General features: G+C 71.4%; 16 protein-coding genes. 10 read left to right on the top strand and 6 right to left on the bottom strand.

Going from position 1 to position 15,438, the window contains the following annotated elements; all coding sequences use genetic code 11:
* Window positions 1-62: 62 nt before the first annotated feature.
* Window positions 63-911 carry a DUF4429 domain-containing protein gene (locus AB0L56_RS16405; RefSeq protein WP_365423872.1) on the top strand — a complete coding sequence of 283 codons (849 nt, stop codon included), beginning with the start codon at window positions 63-65 and terminating at the stop codon, window positions 909-911.
* A gap of 10 nt (window positions 912-921) precedes the next feature.
* On the opposite strand, the gene AB0L56_RS16400 is transcribed toward AB0L56_RS16405, so the two are convergent.
* Together AB0L56_RS16400 and AB0L56_RS16395 are read right to left on the bottom strand one after the other, a co-directional pair.
* Complete coding sequence (locus AB0L56_RS16400; RefSeq protein ID WP_365423870.1) at window positions 922-1,938, bottom strand: aldo/keto reductase; 1,017 nt, start codon at window positions 1,936-1,938, stop codon at window positions 922-924.
* Entirely contained in the window at window positions 1,935-2,399 is a 465-nt protein-coding gene (locus AB0L56_RS16395; protein ID WP_361022658.1) for a MerR family transcriptional regulator, read from the bottom strand. The genes AB0L56_RS16400 and AB0L56_RS16395 overlap by 4 nt, the downstream gene beginning before the upstream one ends.
* A 112-nt stretch (window positions 2,400-2,511) precedes the next feature.
* On the opposite strand from AB0L56_RS16395, the gene AB0L56_RS16390 reads away from it, so the two are divergent.
* Window positions 2,512-3,333, top strand: a complete 822-nt coding sequence (locus AB0L56_RS16390) for a serine hydrolase domain-containing protein (protein WP_365423867.1) — start codon at window positions 2,512-2,514, stop codon at window positions 3,331-3,333.
* A 42-nt stretch (window positions 3,334-3,375) separates the two neighbouring features.
* On the opposite strand, the gene AB0L56_RS16385 is transcribed toward AB0L56_RS16390, so the two are convergent.
* Entirely contained in the window at window positions 3,376-4,035 is a 660-nt protein-coding gene (locus tag AB0L56_RS16385; protein WP_365423864.1) for a pirin family protein, read from the bottom strand.
* Window positions 4,036-4,097: 62 nt separating this feature from the next.
* Here AB0L56_RS16385 and fasR point away from each other — a divergent pair, with 62 nt between their 5' ends.
* The 5 genes from fasR to AB0L56_RS16360 all read left to right on the top strand — a co-directional run bounded on the left by fasR (window position 4,098) and on the right by AB0L56_RS16360 (window position 9,076).
* Window positions 4,098-5,303 carry a fatty acid biosynthesis transcriptional regulator FasR gene (gene fasR, locus AB0L56_RS16380; RefSeq protein ID WP_361022667.1) on the top strand — a complete coding sequence of 402 codons (1,206 nt, stop codon included), beginning with the start codon at window positions 4,098-4,100 and terminating at the stop codon, window positions 5,301-5,303.
* A gap of 89 nt (window positions 5,304-5,392) precedes the next feature.
* A complete protein-coding gene (locus tag AB0L56_RS16375) occupies window positions 5,393-6,316 on the top strand; it encodes an ACP S-malonyltransferase (protein ID WP_365423861.1) in 924 nt (307 codons plus the stop codon).
* A gap of 22 nt (window positions 6,317-6,338) precedes the next feature.
* Window positions 6,339-7,340, top strand: coding sequence for a ketoacyl-ACP synthase III (locus AB0L56_RS16370; RefSeq protein ID WP_365423858.1), 1,002 nt, complete (start codon window positions 6,339-6,341; stop codon window positions 7,338-7,340).
* Between the two features lie 102 nt (window positions 7,341-7,442).
* Window positions 7,443-7,691: an acyl carrier protein gene (locus tag AB0L56_RS16365; protein ID WP_361022676.1), complete on the top strand. Its 249-nt coding sequence runs from the start codon at window positions 7,443-7,445 to the stop codon at window positions 7,689-7,691.
* 113 nt (window positions 7,692-7,804) lie between these two features.
* Entirely contained in the window at window positions 7,805-9,076 is a 1,272-nt protein-coding gene (locus tag AB0L56_RS16360; RefSeq protein WP_365423855.1) for a beta-ketoacyl-[acyl-carrier-protein] synthase family protein, read from the top strand.
* 234 nt (window positions 9,077-9,310) lie between these two features.
* Here AB0L56_RS16360 and AB0L56_RS16355 read toward each other — a convergent pair whose 3' ends face one another.
* Window positions 9,311-9,805: a DUF3145 domain-containing protein gene (locus AB0L56_RS16355; RefSeq protein ID WP_361022682.1), complete on the bottom strand. Its 495-nt coding sequence runs from the start codon at window positions 9,803-9,805 to the stop codon at window positions 9,311-9,313.
* Window positions 9,806-10,026: 221 nt separating this feature from the next.
* On the opposite strand from AB0L56_RS16355, the gene AB0L56_RS16350 reads away from it, so the two are divergent.
* The 3 genes from AB0L56_RS16350 (at window position 10,027) to AB0L56_RS16340 (ending at window position 14,036) form a co-directional block, all read left to right on the top strand.
* Window positions 10,027-10,938, top strand: coding sequence for an SGNH/GDSL hydrolase family protein (locus AB0L56_RS16350; RefSeq protein WP_365423851.1), 912 nt, complete (start codon window positions 10,027-10,029; stop codon window positions 10,936-10,938).
* 15 nt (window positions 10,939-10,953) lie between these two features.
* Entirely contained in the window at window positions 10,954-11,925 is a 972-nt protein-coding gene (locus AB0L56_RS16345) for an aldose epimerase family protein (protein WP_365423848.1), read from the top strand.
* An 860-nt stretch (window positions 11,926-12,785) separates the two neighbouring features.
* Window positions 12,786-14,036, top strand: coding sequence for a pyroglutamyl peptidase (locus AB0L56_RS16340; RefSeq protein ID WP_365423845.1), 1,251 nt, complete (start codon window positions 12,786-12,788; stop codon window positions 14,034-14,036).
* On the opposite strand, the gene AB0L56_RS16335 is transcribed toward AB0L56_RS16340, so the two are convergent.
* Window positions 14,008-14,622 (bottom strand): LysE family transporter, encoded by a 615-nt coding sequence (locus AB0L56_RS16335; RefSeq protein WP_365423842.1) that lies wholly within the window; start codon window positions 14,620-14,622, stop codon window positions 14,008-14,010. The genes AB0L56_RS16340 and AB0L56_RS16335 overlap by 29 nt on opposite strands.
* Window positions 14,619-15,407 carry an EI24 domain-containing protein gene (locus AB0L56_RS16330; protein ID WP_365423839.1) on the bottom strand — a complete coding sequence of 263 codons (789 nt, stop codon included), beginning with the start codon at window positions 15,405-15,407 and terminating at the stop codon, window positions 14,619-14,621. The genes AB0L56_RS16335 and AB0L56_RS16330 overlap by 4 nt, the downstream gene beginning before the upstream one ends.
* Between the last annotated feature and the right edge of the window lie 31 nt (window positions 15,408-15,438).

Raw genomic sequence — 15,438 nt, 5'->3', positions numbered from 1 at the left:
GGAGATACTGCGGTATGCGCGGGGAGGGGACGGAGAAGCTCGTGCCGCATACGATGAGCCGCATGGGTGACGTACTGGCCGGATTTCATGCCGCCTGGGAGTTCGAGTCCGACTCCGTGCTCATCCGTTACGAACGGGGGATTCGAACACCCAAGCTGTTTCAGGCACTCGGGGAGCGCCGAGTGCCGCTGGAGGCGATCGAAGGGGTGACCCTCGCGCCGGGGAAGCGCGGCACGGTGGTGCTGCGTGCCGAGCTCCGGCCCGGCGCGGATCCGCTGATGGAGGCGGCCGCCGGGCAGTTGAAGGAGAGCAGCGACCCCTACCGCCTGGTGCTGCCCGCCGAGCGCGAGACGCTCGCCGAGTACTACGCCGACGAACTGCGCGGCCGGCTCACCGAGTCCGGCCCCGCCGAACGCCATCTGGTGGCCGCGCCCAAGGTGCCGCTGCAGTTCAAGGCGTACGACGCGAAGGCCGCGTTCGACGGTACGGCGGTGTCCTTCCGTTGGTTCTGGACGGGCGCGTCGTCGGCCAAGTGGAAGGCCGGGGACCAGCGGTTCGCCGTCGGTGAACTGAGCGGGGTGGAGTGGCGGTCGCCCGAGGTGTTCGAAGGGCATCTGCGGCTGTTGCGGCGGGACACGGTGGCTCCGCCGGCACAGGCCGACCAGGATCCGGCGGCGGTGGTGTTCGGGCTGGGGTACGGACCCGTGCACGAGTCACTGCCGTTCGCGGCGGCCGTGCTGGCGGCGGTGCGCAGCTGTGCGCCGGTGCCGGCGATACCCACGGCGCGTGCGCGCCGTGACCCGGCGGATATCGCCGAGCGGATCCGGCACTTGGGGGAGCTTCATCAGGCGGGGCTGGTGACGGACGAGGAGTTCTCCTCCAAGAAGGCGGAGTTGCTGGCGGAGCTTTAACGGGGTTCTGCTACTCCCGGCCTGCGGACGTGAACGCCATGTCCGGATAGCGGGGGCCCGCCACCTGCGCGGCGATGGGGTCGAGGAGTGCGAGCTCCTGTCCCGTCAGGGTGATGTGGGCCGCCGACGTGTTCTCCTCCACGCGGCCCGGCTTGCGGGTGCCCGGGATGGGGACCACCTGGAGGCCGTGGACGGCCGTCTGCTGGTGGACCCAGGCCAGGGCGATCTGGCCGGGCGTGGCGTCGTGGGCCTCGGCCACCGTGCGGAGGGGGTCCAGCAGGGCGGCGTTGGCCGCCGCGTTGTCGCCGGTGAAGCGGGGCATCCGGCGGCGGAAGTCGTCGGACGTCAGATCCTGGTCGGCGTCGGCGAAGGAGCCGGTGAGGAAGCCCCGGCCGAGCGGGGAGTACGGGACGAGGGTCACGCCCAGTTCGTGTGCGGCCGGTACGACCTTCGCCTCGATGTCCCGGCTGAACAGCGACCATTCCGACTGCACGGCGGCGATCGGGTGCACCCCGTGGGCGGCGCGCAGTTCGTCGGCCGTGACCTCGCTCAGGCCCAGCTGCTTGACCTTGCCCTCGCGCACCAGTTCCGCCATGACACCGACGGTCTCCTCGATCGGCACGTTCAGATCGCGCCGGTGCATGTAGTAGAGGTCGATGACATCGACGTCCAGGCGCTTCAGGCTCGCCTCGACACAGCGGCGGATGTACGGCGGGTCGTTGCGGATGATCCGCCGGGTCGGGTCGTCCGGCGGGATGGACAGGGCGAACTTGGTGGCGATGACCACCTCGTCCCGGTGGGCCTTGAAGAACGGGGCCAGGAACCGCTCGTTGTCGCCCGCGCCGTACGAGTCCGCCGTGTCGTAGAGCGTGACGCCCAGTTCGAGGGCGCGCTCCAGGGTCGCCCGGGAGGCCTCCGCGTCCACCGGGCCGTACGCGAAGCTCATGCCCATGCAGCCAAGGCCCTGTACGCCCACCTCGGGGCCGCCGTCGCCCAGTGCCGCCGTGCCGATCCTGTCGTTCGTCATCGTGTCCTCTCGGACGCCGGGGCCCGCCCAGCGTCCCCGTAGAAGCTGATCTTGCGGTCGAGCACGGCGAGCGTGCCCTGGAGCTCGGCGATCCGGGACAGCACGTCCTCGCGGGTCTCCTTGAGCAGCTCGAAGCGCTCGGCGTACGTGTGGTCGCCCGCGCGGACCAGTTCCGCGTACCGCACCATGTCCGCGACCGGCATTCCGGTCAGGCGGAGCTTGCCGACGAGGGCGAGCCAGTCGAGGTCGCGGTTGGTGTAGCGACGCTGCCCGGTGTGCGAACGGTCGATGTGCGGCATCAGTCCGATGCGCTCGTACCAGCGCAGGGTGTGCGCCGTCAGCCCGGTGAGGGCGGCGACCTCGCTGATCGTGTACCTGTCCGCGCCGTCCGGCCGCCGGTTCCCCTGCGGGGGCCCGGCGCAGATGTCGGCACTGGTGTCCGTGGTCTGCGTCACCGTCATGGCCCCACGCTAGAACGCTGGAGTGCACTCCAGGCAAGCGGCGCAGGCGGGAAACCGGCCGGGGCGGGGCCCCCGGGACAGTGCCCGTGCCGCGACGCTTAGGCTCGACGGCATGTCGCTGAAGAGCCTCGCGCTGATCGAGAACTGGCCGGTTCCCACCGCCGCGGCGGGTGTGGTACGGGCGGACGGCACCGTCCTGGGCACCCACGGACCGGCGACCCACCGCTTCCCGCTGGCCTCGGTCACCAAGCCGCTCGCCGCGTACGCCGTGCTGGTGGCGTACGAGGAGGGCGCGATCGAGCTGGACGAACCGGCGGGCCCGGAGGGCTCCACGGTCCGGCACCTGCTCGCGCACACCTCGGGGCTGGCGTTCGACGAGCACCGGGTGACCTCGGCGCCCGGGGAGCGGCGGCTGTACTCCAACGCCGGCTTCGAGCAGCTCGGCGACCACGTCGCGAAGGCGACGGAGATCCCGTTCGCGGAGTATCTGCGGCAGGCGGTGCTGGAGCCGCTGGGGATGACGGCGACCTCGCTGGACGGCTCCCCTGCCAAGGACGGCGTGTCCTCGGTCGACGACCTGCTGCGGTTCGCCGCCGAGGTGCAGGCCCCGCGGCTGCTGGACCCGCGCACGGTCGCGGAGGCGATAACCGTGCAGTACCCGGGGACCAAGGGCGTACTGCCGGGCTACGGCCACCAGAACCCCAACGACTGGGGCCTCGGCTTCGAGATCCGCGACGCCAAGTCCCCGCACTGGACGGGCACCTCATCCTCCCCGCGCACCGTCGGCCACTTCGGCCAGTCGGGCACGTTCCTGTGGATCGACCCGGACGCGGGCGCGGCATGCGCCGCCCTCACCGACCGCCCCTTCGGCCCCTGGGCAACCGAGGCGTGGCCACCGTTCACGGACGCGGTACTGGCGGAGCTGCGCGGCTGACCCCGCTCCCCGGACGCTTCCCGCCGGGTCCGGGTCACGGGGTCACGCGTCCCGCATCTCCCACAGCAGCAGTTCCGCCGGTGTGTTCATGGCCACTGCCTCGATGTCCTTGGCGTTCGTGATGCGGGCCGCGTCGCCCGGGGAGAGGGGCTCGCCGTTCAGGGTTACCTCGCCGCGTACGACGTGGGCGTAGACGTATGCCGCGTCCGGTACCGCCGTGCGCTCCCCCGGGGACAGGCGGCGGACGTGGAGCATCGCGCCGGCCTCGGGGAGGGCGTACGGGGTGGAGTCGGCGATGCCGCGGACGACCTCGTAGAAGGGGTCGCCGCCGGGTTCGAGGGGGGCCAGCCACATCTGGAGGAAGGTGAGGGAAGCCGGGCCGGCGTTGCGCTCCACGTGGCGGACGCCGGACGCGGCGCTCAGGCGCTGGACGTCGCCGGGGCGGATCACCGTCTCGTGGCCCGTGGAGTCACGGTGGGTCAGCTCGCCCTCCACCACCCATGTGACGATCTCGGTGTGGCTGTGCGGATGCTCGTCGAAGCCCGCGCCGGGGGCGAGGCGCTCCTCGTTGCAGGCGATCACCGCCCCGAAGCGGAGGTTGCCGGGATCGTAGTGGGGGCCGAAGGAGAAGGCGTGGCGGGTCTCGATTCCGGCCGCCGGATCACCGCCCTGATAGCGCTCGCGAGCGCGCCGTACGTCCATCACATGGACCACGGTAGGCCCTGGGGCACGCCCTCCCGTCCGGATAAGGCAGTCTTGTCCCCGTGCCCGAACCCGAAACCAGCACCAACGAAGCCTCCGCACGCCCCGCCCATCCGCATGACGCGACGCTGAAGCGGCTGGAGCGGTCGTCCGGCAGCCTCGCCGCGCAGGCGATCGCGCGGATGGACGAGACGCTGCCCTGGTACCGGGCCATGCCCCCGGAGAACCGTTCCTGGATCGGCCTGGTCGCCCAGGCGGGCATCGCCGCCTTCACCGAGTGGTTCCGGCGTCCCGACGCCCCGCAGGCCATTTCCACCGACGTCTTCGGCACCGCGCCGCGTGAACTGACCCGGGCGATCACGCTGCGGCAGACCGTGGAGATGGTGCGCACCACCATCGAGGTGATGGAGTCCGCCATCGACGAGGTGGCGGCGCCCGGCGACGAGAACGTGCTGCGTGAGGCGCTGCTGGTGTACGCGCGGGAGATCGCCTTCGCCACGGCCCAGGTGTACGCGCAGGCCGCCGAGGCACGGGGTGCCTGGGACGCGCGGCTGGAGTCCCTGGTGGTGAACGCCGTGCTCAGCGGTGAGGCCGATGAGGGGGCCGTGTCGCGGGCCGCCGCGCTGGGGTGGAACTCGCCCGAGCATGTGTGCGTGGTGCTGGGAACCGCCCCCGACGGTGACTCGGAACTCACCGTGGAGGCGATCCGGCGGGCGGCCCGGCACGCCAAGCTTCAGGTGCTGACCGGGGTGCTGGGGGACCGGCTCGTGGTGATCGCGGGCGGCAGCGACAATCCGCTGGGAGTCGCGAAGTCGCTGATCGGACCGTATGCGGCGGGGCCGGTGGTGGCCGGTCCGGTGGTGCCGGACCTGCTGGCCGCGACCCGGTCCGCGCAGGCCGCCGCCGCGGGCCTCAAGGCGTGTTCCGCATGGCAGGACGCCCCCCGCCCGGTACTGGCGGACGATCTGCTCCCGGAGCGGGCGATCGCCGGAGACCCGTCCGCGCGCGAGCAGTTGGTGGAGGAGATCTACAGACCGCTGGAGGAGGCCGGGGCCGCGCTGCTGGAGACGCTCAGTGTGTATCTGGAACAGGCGAGCAGCCTCGAGGGCGCGGCACGCATGCTGTTCGTGCATCCCAACACCGTTCGTTACCGGCTTCGACGTGTGACAGACGTCACCGGATGGTCACCCTCCGATGTACGCTCTGCCTTCACGCTGCGGATCGCGCTGATCCTGGGGCGTCTGGTCGATGGCGATCTCCAGCTCTAACCTTTTGTCGAGGCCCCACAAAACCCCCCTCCGTTCTTCGTCCTTGTCCTCACGGGCGGCCGTGGCCGTCCCCAAGAGAGAGTGTGAGAGTGCTCGTACTCGTCGCTCCCGGCCAGGGCGCCCAGACGCCCGGCTTCCTGACTGAATGGCTCGAACTCCCCGGTGCCGCGGACCGCGTCGCCGCGTGGTCCGACGTCATCGGACTCGACCTCGTCCACTACGGCACCAAGGCCGACGCGGACGCGATCCGTGACACGGCCGTGGCCCAGCCGCTGCTGGTCGCGGCCGGGCTGCTGTCCGCCTCGGCACTCGGTGCCCCGACGGATGTCGCGCCCGGGGCGGTCGCCGGTCACAGCGTCGGCGAGATCACCGCCGCCGCCTTCGCGGGCGTCCTCGACGACACCGCCGCCCTGTCCCTGGTCCGCAAGCGGGGTCTGGCCATGGCCGACGCCGCCGCGATCACGGAGACCGGCATGGCGGCGCTGCTCGGCGGCGACCCCGAGACGACCGTGGCGCACCTGGAGAAGCTGGGCCTGACCCCGGCGAACATCAACGGCGCGGGCCAGATCGTCGCGGCCGGCACCAAGGAGCAGCTCGCCGCGCTGGAGGGGGACAAGCCCGAGGGCGTACGCCGGGTGGTCATGCTCCAGGTCGCCGGTGCCTTCCACACCCACCACATGGGCCCGGCGGTCGACACGCTGGCGACGGCCGCCGAGGCGCTGACGCCCGGCGACCCCAAGGTCACCTATGTGTCGAACAAGGACGGCCAGGCCGTCGCCTCCGGAGCCGAGGTGCTGCAGCGCCTGGTCGGCCAGGTGGCCAACCCGGTCCGCTGGGACCTGTGCATGGAGACCTTCAAGGAGCTCGGCGTCACCGCCCTGCTCGAGGTCTGCCCCGGCGGCACCCTGACCGGCCTCGCCAAGCGCGCCCTGCCCGGCGTCAGGACGCTGGCCCTGAAGACCCCCGCCGACCTCGACGCGGCCCGCGAGCTCATCGCCGAGCACGCCGCCTGACCGCCCTAAGGAGCCGACCCGCATGGCGAAGATCAAGCCCAGCAAGGGCGCCCCGTACGCGCGCATCCTCGGCGTGGGCGGCTACCGGCCCACCCGGATCGTGCCGAACGAGGTGATCCTGGAGACGATCGACTCGTCCGACGAGTGGATCCGTTCCCGCTCCGGCATCGAGACCCGGCACTGGGCCTCGCCCGAGGAGACGGTCGCGGCGATGTCCGTCGAGGCGTCCGGCAAGGCGATCGCGGACGCCGGGATCGACGCCTCGCAGATCGGCGCCGTCGTCGTCTCGACGGTCTCGCACTTCAGCCAGACCCCCGCCGTCGCTACGGAGATCGCCGACAAGCTGGGCACGGACAAGGCCGCCGCCTTCGACATCTCGGCCGGCTGCGCGGGCTTCGGCTACGGGCTCACGCTGGCCAAGGGCATGGTGGTCGAGGGGTCGGCGGAGTACGTCCTGGTCATCGGCGTGGAGCGGCTGAGCGACCTGACCGACCTGGAGGACCGGGCCACCGCCTTCCTGTTCGGTGACGGCGCGGGCGCGGTGGTCGTCGGCCCGTCCCAGGAACCCGCGATCGGCCCGACCGTGTGGGGCTCGGAGGGCGACAAGTCCGAGACCATCAAGCAGACGGTGCCGTGGACGGACTACCGCGACGGGACCGTCGAGAAGTTCCCCGCGATCACGCAGGAGGGCCAGGCGGTGTTCCGCTGGGCCGTGTTCGAGATGGCGAAGGTCGCCCAGCAGGCGCTGGACGCGGCCGGGATCACCGCGGACGACCTGGACGTCTTCATCCCGCACCAGGCCAACGTGCGGATCATCGACTCGATGGTGAAGACCCTGAAACTGCCGGAGCACGTCATGGTCGCCCGTGACATCCGCACCACCGGCAACACCTCGGCCGCCTCGATCCCGCTCGCGATGGAGCGGCTCCTGGCGACCGGCGAGGCGAAGAGCGGCGACACCGCGCTCGTCATCGGCTTCGGGGCGGGTCTGGTTTACGCCGCAACGGTCGTTACCCTCCCCTAGGCACTCCGTGCCGGATGATCGGATCCGGCACGGGCACCGCAGAACCCGCCGCCCCCGCGGCACGCATCACAACCGCTGGAATCACAACGAAGGAGCGCCACCATGGCCGCCACTCAGGAAGAGATCGTCGACGGTCTCGCGGAGATCGTGAACGAGATCGCCGGCATCCCGGTTGAGGACGTCCAGCTGGACAAGTCCTTCACAGACGACCTGGACGTCGACTCGCTGTCCATGGTCGAGGTCGTCGTCGCCGCCGAAGAGCGCTTCGACGTCAAGATCCCCGACGACGACGTCAAGAACCTCAAGACGGTCGGCGACGCGACCGAGTACATCCTCAAGCACCAGGCCTGAGCCCTGCCGGGCCTTCCGTCCGTACGGGAGGCCCGGGGGCCGGGCACCCCGGCCCCGCCACCCGGCGGTGGCGCCGTACGAATCCTCGTAGATCCGTTGGAGAGAGCATTCCGATGAGCCCGACCAATCGCACCGTGGTCGTCACCGGTATCGGCGCAACCACACCGCTGGGTGGCGACGCGGCCTCTACCTGGGAGGGACTGGTCGCCGGGCGTTCCGGCGTGAAGTCCCTGGAGCAGGAGTGGGCCGCCGAGCAGGCGGTCCGCATCGCGGCACCGGTGGCCGTGGAACCCACCGAGGTCATCCCCCGGCCGCAGGCCCGCCGCCTGGACCGCTCGGCGCAGTTCGCGCTGGTCGCGGCCAAGGAAGCCTGGGCCGACGCCGGTTTCGAAGCCAAGGCCGGCGAGGACCCGAACATCGACCCGAACCGGCTGGGCGCGGTCATCGCCTCCGGCATCGGCGGCGTGACGACCCTGCTGGACCAGTACGACGTGCTGAAGGAGAAGGGCGTACGCCGCGTCTCCCCGCACACCGTCCCCATGCTGATGCCGAACGGCCCCTCGGCGAACGTGGGCCTGGCCGTGGGCGCCCGGGCGGGCGTGCACACCCCGGTCTCGGCCTGCGCGTCCGGCGCGGAGGCCATCGGCTACGCGATCGAGATGATCCGCACCGGCCGCGCCGACGTCGTCGTCGCCGGTGGCACCGAGGCGGCGATCCACCCGCTGCCCATCGCCGCGTTCGGCAACATGATGGCGATGTCCAAGAACAACGACGACCCGCAGGGCGCCTCGCGTCCCTACGACGTCGCCCGGGACGGCTTCGTCATGGGCGAGGGCGCGGGCGTGATCGTCCTGGAGTCCGCCGAGCACGCCGCGGCGCGCGGCGCCCGCGTCTACGCGGAGGCGGTCGGCCAGGGCATCTCCGCCGACTCCCACGACATCGTGCAGCCGGAGCCGGAGGGGCGCGGCATCTCGCACGCCCTGCACAACCTGATGGACCGGACCGATCTGGACCCGGCCGAGATCGTCCACGTCAACGCGCATGCGACGTCCACTCCGGCGGGTGACATCGCCGAACTGAAGGCGCTGCGGAAGGTGTTCGGGGATGACGCGGACCACTTCGCGGTCTCCGCGACCAAGTCGATGACGGGTCATCTGCTCGGTGGGGCGGGTGGTGTGGAGTCGGTGGCGACGGTGCTGGCGCTGTACCACCGGGTGGCTCCGCCGACGATCAATGTCGACAACCTTGATCCTGAGGCGGAGGCGAATGCGGATGTTGTTCGGGGCGAGGCGCGGAAGTTGCCCGTGGACGGGCGGATCGCTGCGTTGAACGACTCGTTCGGGTTTGGTGGGCACAACGTGGTGCTGGCGTTTCGGTCTGTGTGACCGTTTCGTCCGAGTGTGAGGGAAAGGCCTCCGCCCCTTGGGGTGGGGGTTCTTTCTTGTGCGGTGCGAGGTTGCGGGTGCGGGTGGGTTCGGGGTGTGCTCAGGGTTTTTTCGCCCCCGCCGCCCCTTCCCGTCCCGTCACTGGGGGGCTTCGCCCCCCAGACCCCCTTTTGCGCCCACGCGGCGTAGCCGCATGTCGATACAGCCCCGCGCCCCTGATTTTCCTGCGCTTGTTCACACCACTTGGTGGAGCCAGCGGACCGGGGCGCCTTCTCCTGCGTATCTGAAGGGTTCTAGTTCGTCGTCCCAGGGTTTGCCGAGGAGTTTGGCGATTTCGGCTTCCAGGTTGGTCTCTTCGGTCTGGGAGCGGACCAGGGCAGCGCGCAGGCGGTCCTCGGGGATGAGGATGTCGCCGTGGATGCCGGTGACGGCGTGGAAGATGCCGAGGTCGGGGGTGCAGCTGTAGCGCTCGCCCTCGACGGTGGCGCCGGGCTCGGCGGTGACCTCGAAGCGGAGCATCTGCCAGCCGCGCAGCGCGGAGGCGAGTTTGGATGCGGTGCCCGGCCGGCCCTGCCAGGAGAACTCCGAGCGCCAGGTGCCGGGGGCGGCCGGCTGGCGGATCCAGTCCAGGCTGACGCGCGTGCCGAGCACTCCGGCGACGGCCCACTCGACGTGCGGGCACAGCGCGCGGGGCGCGGAGTGCACGTACAGAACTCCACGAGTCGTCACCGGAACCTCCGGGCTGAGCGGGTCGTCTTGAGGGCGAGGCTACCGTGCGACGGGGCAAGGAGTGTGACGTACCGTCCGTCCCGGTGAGGGGAAACTCCGCCATTCACCCGGCAGGACGCCTGTGCGGGTGCGGGACGTTGCCGCGGACGGGCGGGAACCCCCGTGCGTTGCTAAAGGTTGGGGGGGTACCGCCACACGACCGACACGCGGGGAGACGACGGATGGAGCAGGCGACGCGGAGGGGGACGCGCCGTTCACGGGCCGTGCTCGCCTTGGTGACGGCCGCCGCGCTGGGCGTGGCGGGCTGCGACGCCCTCGGCGGCGACTCCCCCGCCCCGTCCGGTACGGAGGCGAAGCACGGGCGGCCGTCCCCGAAGCCCACCCCCGTGTGGGACACCTCCCCCGACTCGGTCGCCGCGGTGGGCGACTCCATCACGCGGGGCTTCGACGCCTGCTCGGTGCTGTCGGACTGTCCCGAGGTGTCGTGGGCGACGGGCGGCAGCGAGCAGGTCGACAGTCTCGCCGTACGGCTGCTGGGACGGGCGGGGGCGGCCGAGCGGAGCTGGAACCTCGCGGTGACCGGGGCCCGGATGGCGGATCTGCCGGGCCAGATGGCGCGGGCGGTGCAGCGCTCCCCGGAGCTGGTGGCGGTGATGGCCGGGGCGAACGACGCCTGCCGGGAGACCACGTCGGCGATGACGCCGGTGGCCGACTTCCGGGCCGATTTCCGGGCGGCGCTGCGCACGCTGCGCCAGGCGCTGCCCAAGGCGCAGGTGTATGTGGCGAGTGTGCCGGACCTGAAGCGGCTGTGGTCGCAGGGGCGGACCAACGCGCTGGGCAAGCAGGTGTGGAAGCTGGGCATCTGCCCGTCGATGCTCGGCGACGCGGACGCGCTCGACGCGGCGGCGACGCAGCGGCGCGAGACGGTGCAGGACCGGGTGGAGGACTACAACAAGGTGCTGGAAGAGGTGTGCGCCGAGGACCGCCGCTGCCGCTTCGACGGCGGCGCCGTGCACGCGTACCGCTTCGGCACCGAGCAGCTGAGCCGCTGGGACTGGTTCCATCCCAGCGTCGACGGACAGGCCAGGCTGGCCGAGATCGCCTACCGGACGGTCACGGCGCCGACGTGGTGACCTATCGTTTCGCACATGAACGAACTCTTCGGCACACTTCCCAACGGCACGGCGGTGCACCGTTGGACCCTGCGGCGGGCCGGCGTACGGGTGAGGATCCTGTCGTACGGCGGGATCGTCCAGGACGTCGAGGTGCCGGACCGGGACGGGCGGACCGGGAACGTGGTGCTGGGGTTCTCCGACCTGGACGGCTACCTCGCGCATCCGGAACCCTTCCTGGGCGCGCTCATCGGCCGGTACGCCAACCGGATCGCCGGCGCCCGCTTCCCGCTCGACGGGGTCACCCACGCCCTAAAACCGAACGACGGCCCGAACTCGCTGCACGGCGGTGCGCGCGGCTTCGACAAGCGCGTGTGGACCGCCGTCCCGGTGGAGCACGGGCTGCGCCTCACCCTGGCCGCCGAGGACGGCGAGGAGGGCTTCCCGGGGAGGCTGGAGGTGTCGGTGACGTACACGCTCGACGAGCGGGGCGCGCTGGGGATCGTCTACGAGGCGGTGACGGACGCTCCGACGCATGTGAACCTGACGAACCACTCGTACTGGAACCTGGCGGGCTCCGGCAGCGCGTCCGGGCACGAACTGCGGCTCGCGGCCTCCCGCTACACCCCGTCCGACGCGGAGCTGATCCCCACCGGTGAGCTCGCCGACGTCTCCGGCACCCGCTTCGACTTCCGCGAGGCCCGCAAGACGGGCACCGGGTACGACGACAACTTCGCGCTCGACAAGGGGGTCACGGCGACGCCCGTGGAGGTGGCCGAGCTGCACGACCCGGCGACCGGCCGCGTGCTGACGGTGGCGACCACGGAGCCCGGGATGCAGCTCTACACCGCGGACCACATCGGGGAGCCCTTCGTCCCCGGGGCGGGCATCGCGCTGGAGACGCAGCACTTCCCCGACTCACCGAATTGGCCCGAGTTCCCGAGCACGGTGCTGCGGCCGGGTGAGGTGTTCCGTTCCGAGACGGTGTACGGATTCTCTGTGCGGTAGCTCACCGGCCGCCGCACACATGAGCCCCGGTCCGGGGTCAGGGTCCCGGGCCGGGGCTGCTCATGTGGGCACTGCCCGAACCCGACGGTAATCGCTTCCGCAGGCCCGCGGCCCCTGATCAAGCTGCCCGCTTGAATCCCGTACGAACCCTTCACATCTGTTCCTTTTCCATCCGATCCAAGACGCGCCCACCGCCGACGCGGTCTGTGCCCACACGCCCTGTCGGCCTTCCCGGCCGCCGTCCGCACGTCCGCGTGATGCGCGAGGGGGACTCACCCCCGCCCTGCTGGACCGGCTGGCCCAGGACCGACTCGACCTCGCGGTGGTGCCGACCCCGGGCCGCGCACCGCGCGGCGTACACGCTCCACCACGTCCTCGACGAACCCCTGGACGTCGCCTTCCCCGCCGGGCACCCGCTGGCCGGGACGGACCGGTACCGCTCGACCTCTTCGCCCCGACGCCGACTGGATCTCCGGCGGTGCACGGCCCGAGGGCACCCTGCTCGACGCCGCCCTGCGGCAGGGGTTCCGTCCGCGGGTCGCGCATGTCGTCGCCGAGTGGGCCGCGAAGCAGGGGTACGTGGCGGCCGGTCTCGGCGTCGCCCTGGTCCCGGCGCTGGCCGCCGGGTCCGTGCGCCCGGACATCGCCGTGCTGCGAGTGCTCGACGGTGTACGCGGCGACCGTGCGCGGGCGGCCCCTGACACCGGCCGCCGAGGGCTTCCTCCACGCGCTGCGGGAAGCGGCGGCGCTCATGCCCATCTGAGCCCCGCCCCATGGCGTGGACCACTCCTGTCACGCGATACTGCGGCCTCCGGCATCCCGTACCCCTACCCCCACGACGACGGAAGGCCCCAACCCCCTTGACCTCGCTACGTGTTCGCATCGGTGTCGTCGGCATGGCCCTGCTGACCGGCCTCGCCGCCCCCACCACCACGGCGACCGCGGCCGACCCGGCCCCGGCCCCCACCGTCGAGGAACGCCGTCTCGACGGGGCCGCCCCGCAGGAGATACTCCGCCGCTCCGGATTCGCCGACGCGGCACCGGAGTTGACCACCGCCCTGGACCGCGCGCGCTCTTACGCTCAGGCCCGGCGCGCCGTCGTACGGGAGGGAACGGAGCTGTGGCGCAGAGCCGTCGACCGGGCGCAGGGGCGTGGCCCGGCGGGCGGTGACCTCAGCCGGGACGACGACCGCCCGCTGTACTGGGCGCGGCTCGGCATGACCCGTGAACTGCGCACCTGGCAGCCGGACTTCGGGCTGGACGACCAGCAGCGGGCGCGGCTGCTCGACGCGCTGGAGCGGACCTCGCGCGGGCAGACCGCCGTCCACTACCCCCACGGCGACAAGACGAAGCGGATCCTCGTGACCGGCTTCGACCCCTTCACCCTGGACCGTGACATCCGCATCTCCAACCCGTCCGGTGCGGTCGCGCTCGCCCTCGACGGCACGGTGATCGAAACCGCGTCCGGCCCCGCTCGCATCGAGACGGCCGTGTTCCCGGTGCGCTGGCGAGACTTCACCGAGGGCACGGTGGAGCGGGCCCTGCGGCCGCACCTGCCGAAGGTCGACCTGTTCACCACCGTGAGCCAGGGCCGGGTGGGCCGCTTCGACATCGAGCGGACCAACGGGGCCTGGCGGGGCGGCTTCGGGGACAACGAGAACATCGGCCGCAGGGAGACGGTCCCGGTCGCCGACCCGGCCACGCAGCCGCAGTGGACGTCGACCACGCTGCCGTACGCGGAGATCGTCGCCGCGGACACCGGGCGCTTCCCGGTGTACGACAACACGAGCGTGACCGAGATCCCGGCGGGCGGCACCGAGGCGGTCGTCCGTCCCGACGGGCCGACGCCCGGCTCCACCGCCCGGGCCGGGGGCGGCGGGGACTACCTCTCCAACGAGATCGCCTACCGGGCGACCCTGCTGCGGGACCGGCTCGGCCTGCACGAGGAACTGCCGGGCGGCCATGTACACACACCCGTCCTGCGGTTCGGCTCCGGCAACACCACGGAGATCACCGACCCCGAGTTCGTACGGAACCGGCTCGACATCATCGGCCAGGTGCGGTCGATCGTGACCGTCGCGATCAGTGCGACGGAGCGAACGCGAGACTGACGCCGAGGCCGGCCAGGGCGGATCCGATCACCTTGTTGAGGACCTTCTGGCCGCGCAGCATCAGGCCGCGCATCCGATCCTGCGAGAAGAACACCGCGACCACGCCGAACCACAGCAGGTGGGCCAGCGACATGAACAGGCCGTAGCCCACCTGCTGTGGCACCGGGGTGCCGGGGCTGACGACCTGGGCGAAGGTCGAGACGACGAAGAGGGTCGTCTTCGGGTTGAGGACATTGGTCAGAAAGCCGGTGCGCAGCGCCGCGAAGGGTGTCAGGCCGGTCCTGTTCTCCAGGTCGACGGTGACCTCGCCCCGAGCGCGGAAGGTGCGCACGCCGATGTACACGAGGTAGGCCGCGCCGGCGAGCTTGATGACGGTGAAGAGAAAGGCGGAGGAGGCGATCAGCAGTCCCACGCCGAGCATGGTGTACGTGACGTGCACCAGGACACCGGCGGCGACCCCGAGCGCGCCGAGGAGTCCGGTGCGGCGGCCGTACAGGTAACTGTTGCGCACGACCATGGCGAAGTCGGCGCCCGGGGCGATCACGGCCAGGACGGTGATGACGGCGACGGCGAGGACCTCGGTCACGAGGTGACGCCCTCGGTCTCCTCGGAGCCGTCCCCGGCCGTCTCCTCACCCACCAGGTCGCGCGCCATCAGCGTGGCCCCGGCGACCGCGCCCGGCATCAGGAACACGGCGACGAACGGAATGACGAACGCCACCGCCAGGGGTGTGCCGAAGCCCCAGACGAGGGCCTTGCGGGAGCGCAGCAGTGCTAGCCGCTCGCGCGCCTCGACCCTGCGCCGCTGGAGGGCGACGGAGGTGAGCTCCTCGGTGAGGAAGAACCCGGTGACGAGGAAGCCGACCACGGGTACGACGGTCTGCCCCACCACCGGGACGAACCCGAGGGCGAACAGCAACACACCCCAGACCAGAGCACGCACAACAATACGGAGGCTGTCGCGGGCGGAGATCCACAGCTCGCGCATCAGCGGCAGACCGGACGCGGGCGCGGTGCCGTCGGGCGAGACGTCGCGGTCGACCTTCTCGGAGAGGTTCTCGTAGAACGGCTGGCCCACAAGGAGGGTCACCGCGGTGAACGTGACGACGGACAGAAGGAGTCCGAGGGCGAACAGCACGGCGGTGAGAAAGCCGCGGAACAGGCCGGCCCAGGGGCTGGACCAGTCGTCCGCGAAGGGGGTCGCCCAGGCGACGAAGTCCGCGCCCCACAGGGCCAGTGCGACCAGTGCGGCCGCGTAAAGCACCAGGGTGATCAGCCCGGGGAGCAGCCCGAACCCGAACTGCTTCCCGTGCCGGCCGACCCACTGCTGGCCCTTCACGAGATACCGAAAACCCGCCCCAAGATCGTGCATGGGGTGCACCCTACCGGGGCGGGCGTGAACA

The sequence above is a fragment of the Streptomyces sp. NPDC052079 genome (assembly GCF_040680275.1).
Classification (GTDB): Bacteria; Actinomycetota; Actinomycetes; order Streptomycetales; family Streptomycetaceae; genus Streptomyces.
Note: the sequence above shows the minus strand (reverse complement) of the source record. Positions and strands in the feature narration are given on the sequence as shown.

Coding starts and splice junctions, on each gene's coding strand:
- AB0L56_RS16390 (WP_365423867.1), top strand. CDS start 2,512: ATGTCGCTGAAGAGCCTCGCGCTGATCGAGAACTGGCCGGTTCCCACC.
- AB0L56_RS16405 (WP_365423872.1), top strand. CDS start 63: ATGGGTGACGTACTGGCCGGATTTCATGCCGCCTGGGAGTTCGAGTCC.
- AB0L56_RS16385 (WP_365423864.1), bottom strand. CDS start 4,035: ATGGACGTACGGCGCGCTCGCGAGCGCTATCAGGGCGGTGATCCGGCG.
- AB0L56_RS16370 (WP_365423858.1), top strand. CDS start 6,339: ATGGCGAAGATCAAGCCCAGCAAGGGCGCCCCGTACGCGCGCATCCTC.
- AB0L56_RS16330 (WP_365423839.1), bottom strand. CDS start 15,407: ATGCACGATCTTGGGGCGGGTTTTCGGTATCTCGTGAAGGGCCAGCAG.
- AB0L56_RS16395 (WP_361022658.1), bottom strand. CDS start 2,399: ATGACGGTGACGCAGACCACGGACACCAGTGCCGACATCTGCGCCGGG.
- AB0L56_RS16365 (WP_361022676.1), top strand. CDS start 7,443: ATGGCCGCCACTCAGGAAGAGATCGTCGACGGTCTCGCGGAGATCGTG.
- AB0L56_RS16360 (WP_365423855.1), top strand. CDS start 7,805: ATGAGCCCGACCAATCGCACCGTGGTCGTCACCGGTATCGGCGCAACC.
- AB0L56_RS16400 (WP_365423870.1), bottom strand. CDS start 1,938: ATGACGAACGACAGGATCGGCACGGCGGCACTGGGCGACGGCGGCCCC.
- AB0L56_RS16345 (WP_365423848.1), top strand. CDS start 10,954: ATGAACGAACTCTTCGGCACACTTCCCAACGGCACGGCGGTGCACCGT.
- AB0L56_RS16350 (WP_365423851.1), top strand. CDS start 10,027: ATGGAGCAGGCGACGCGGAGGGGGACGCGCCGTTCACGGGCCGTGCTC.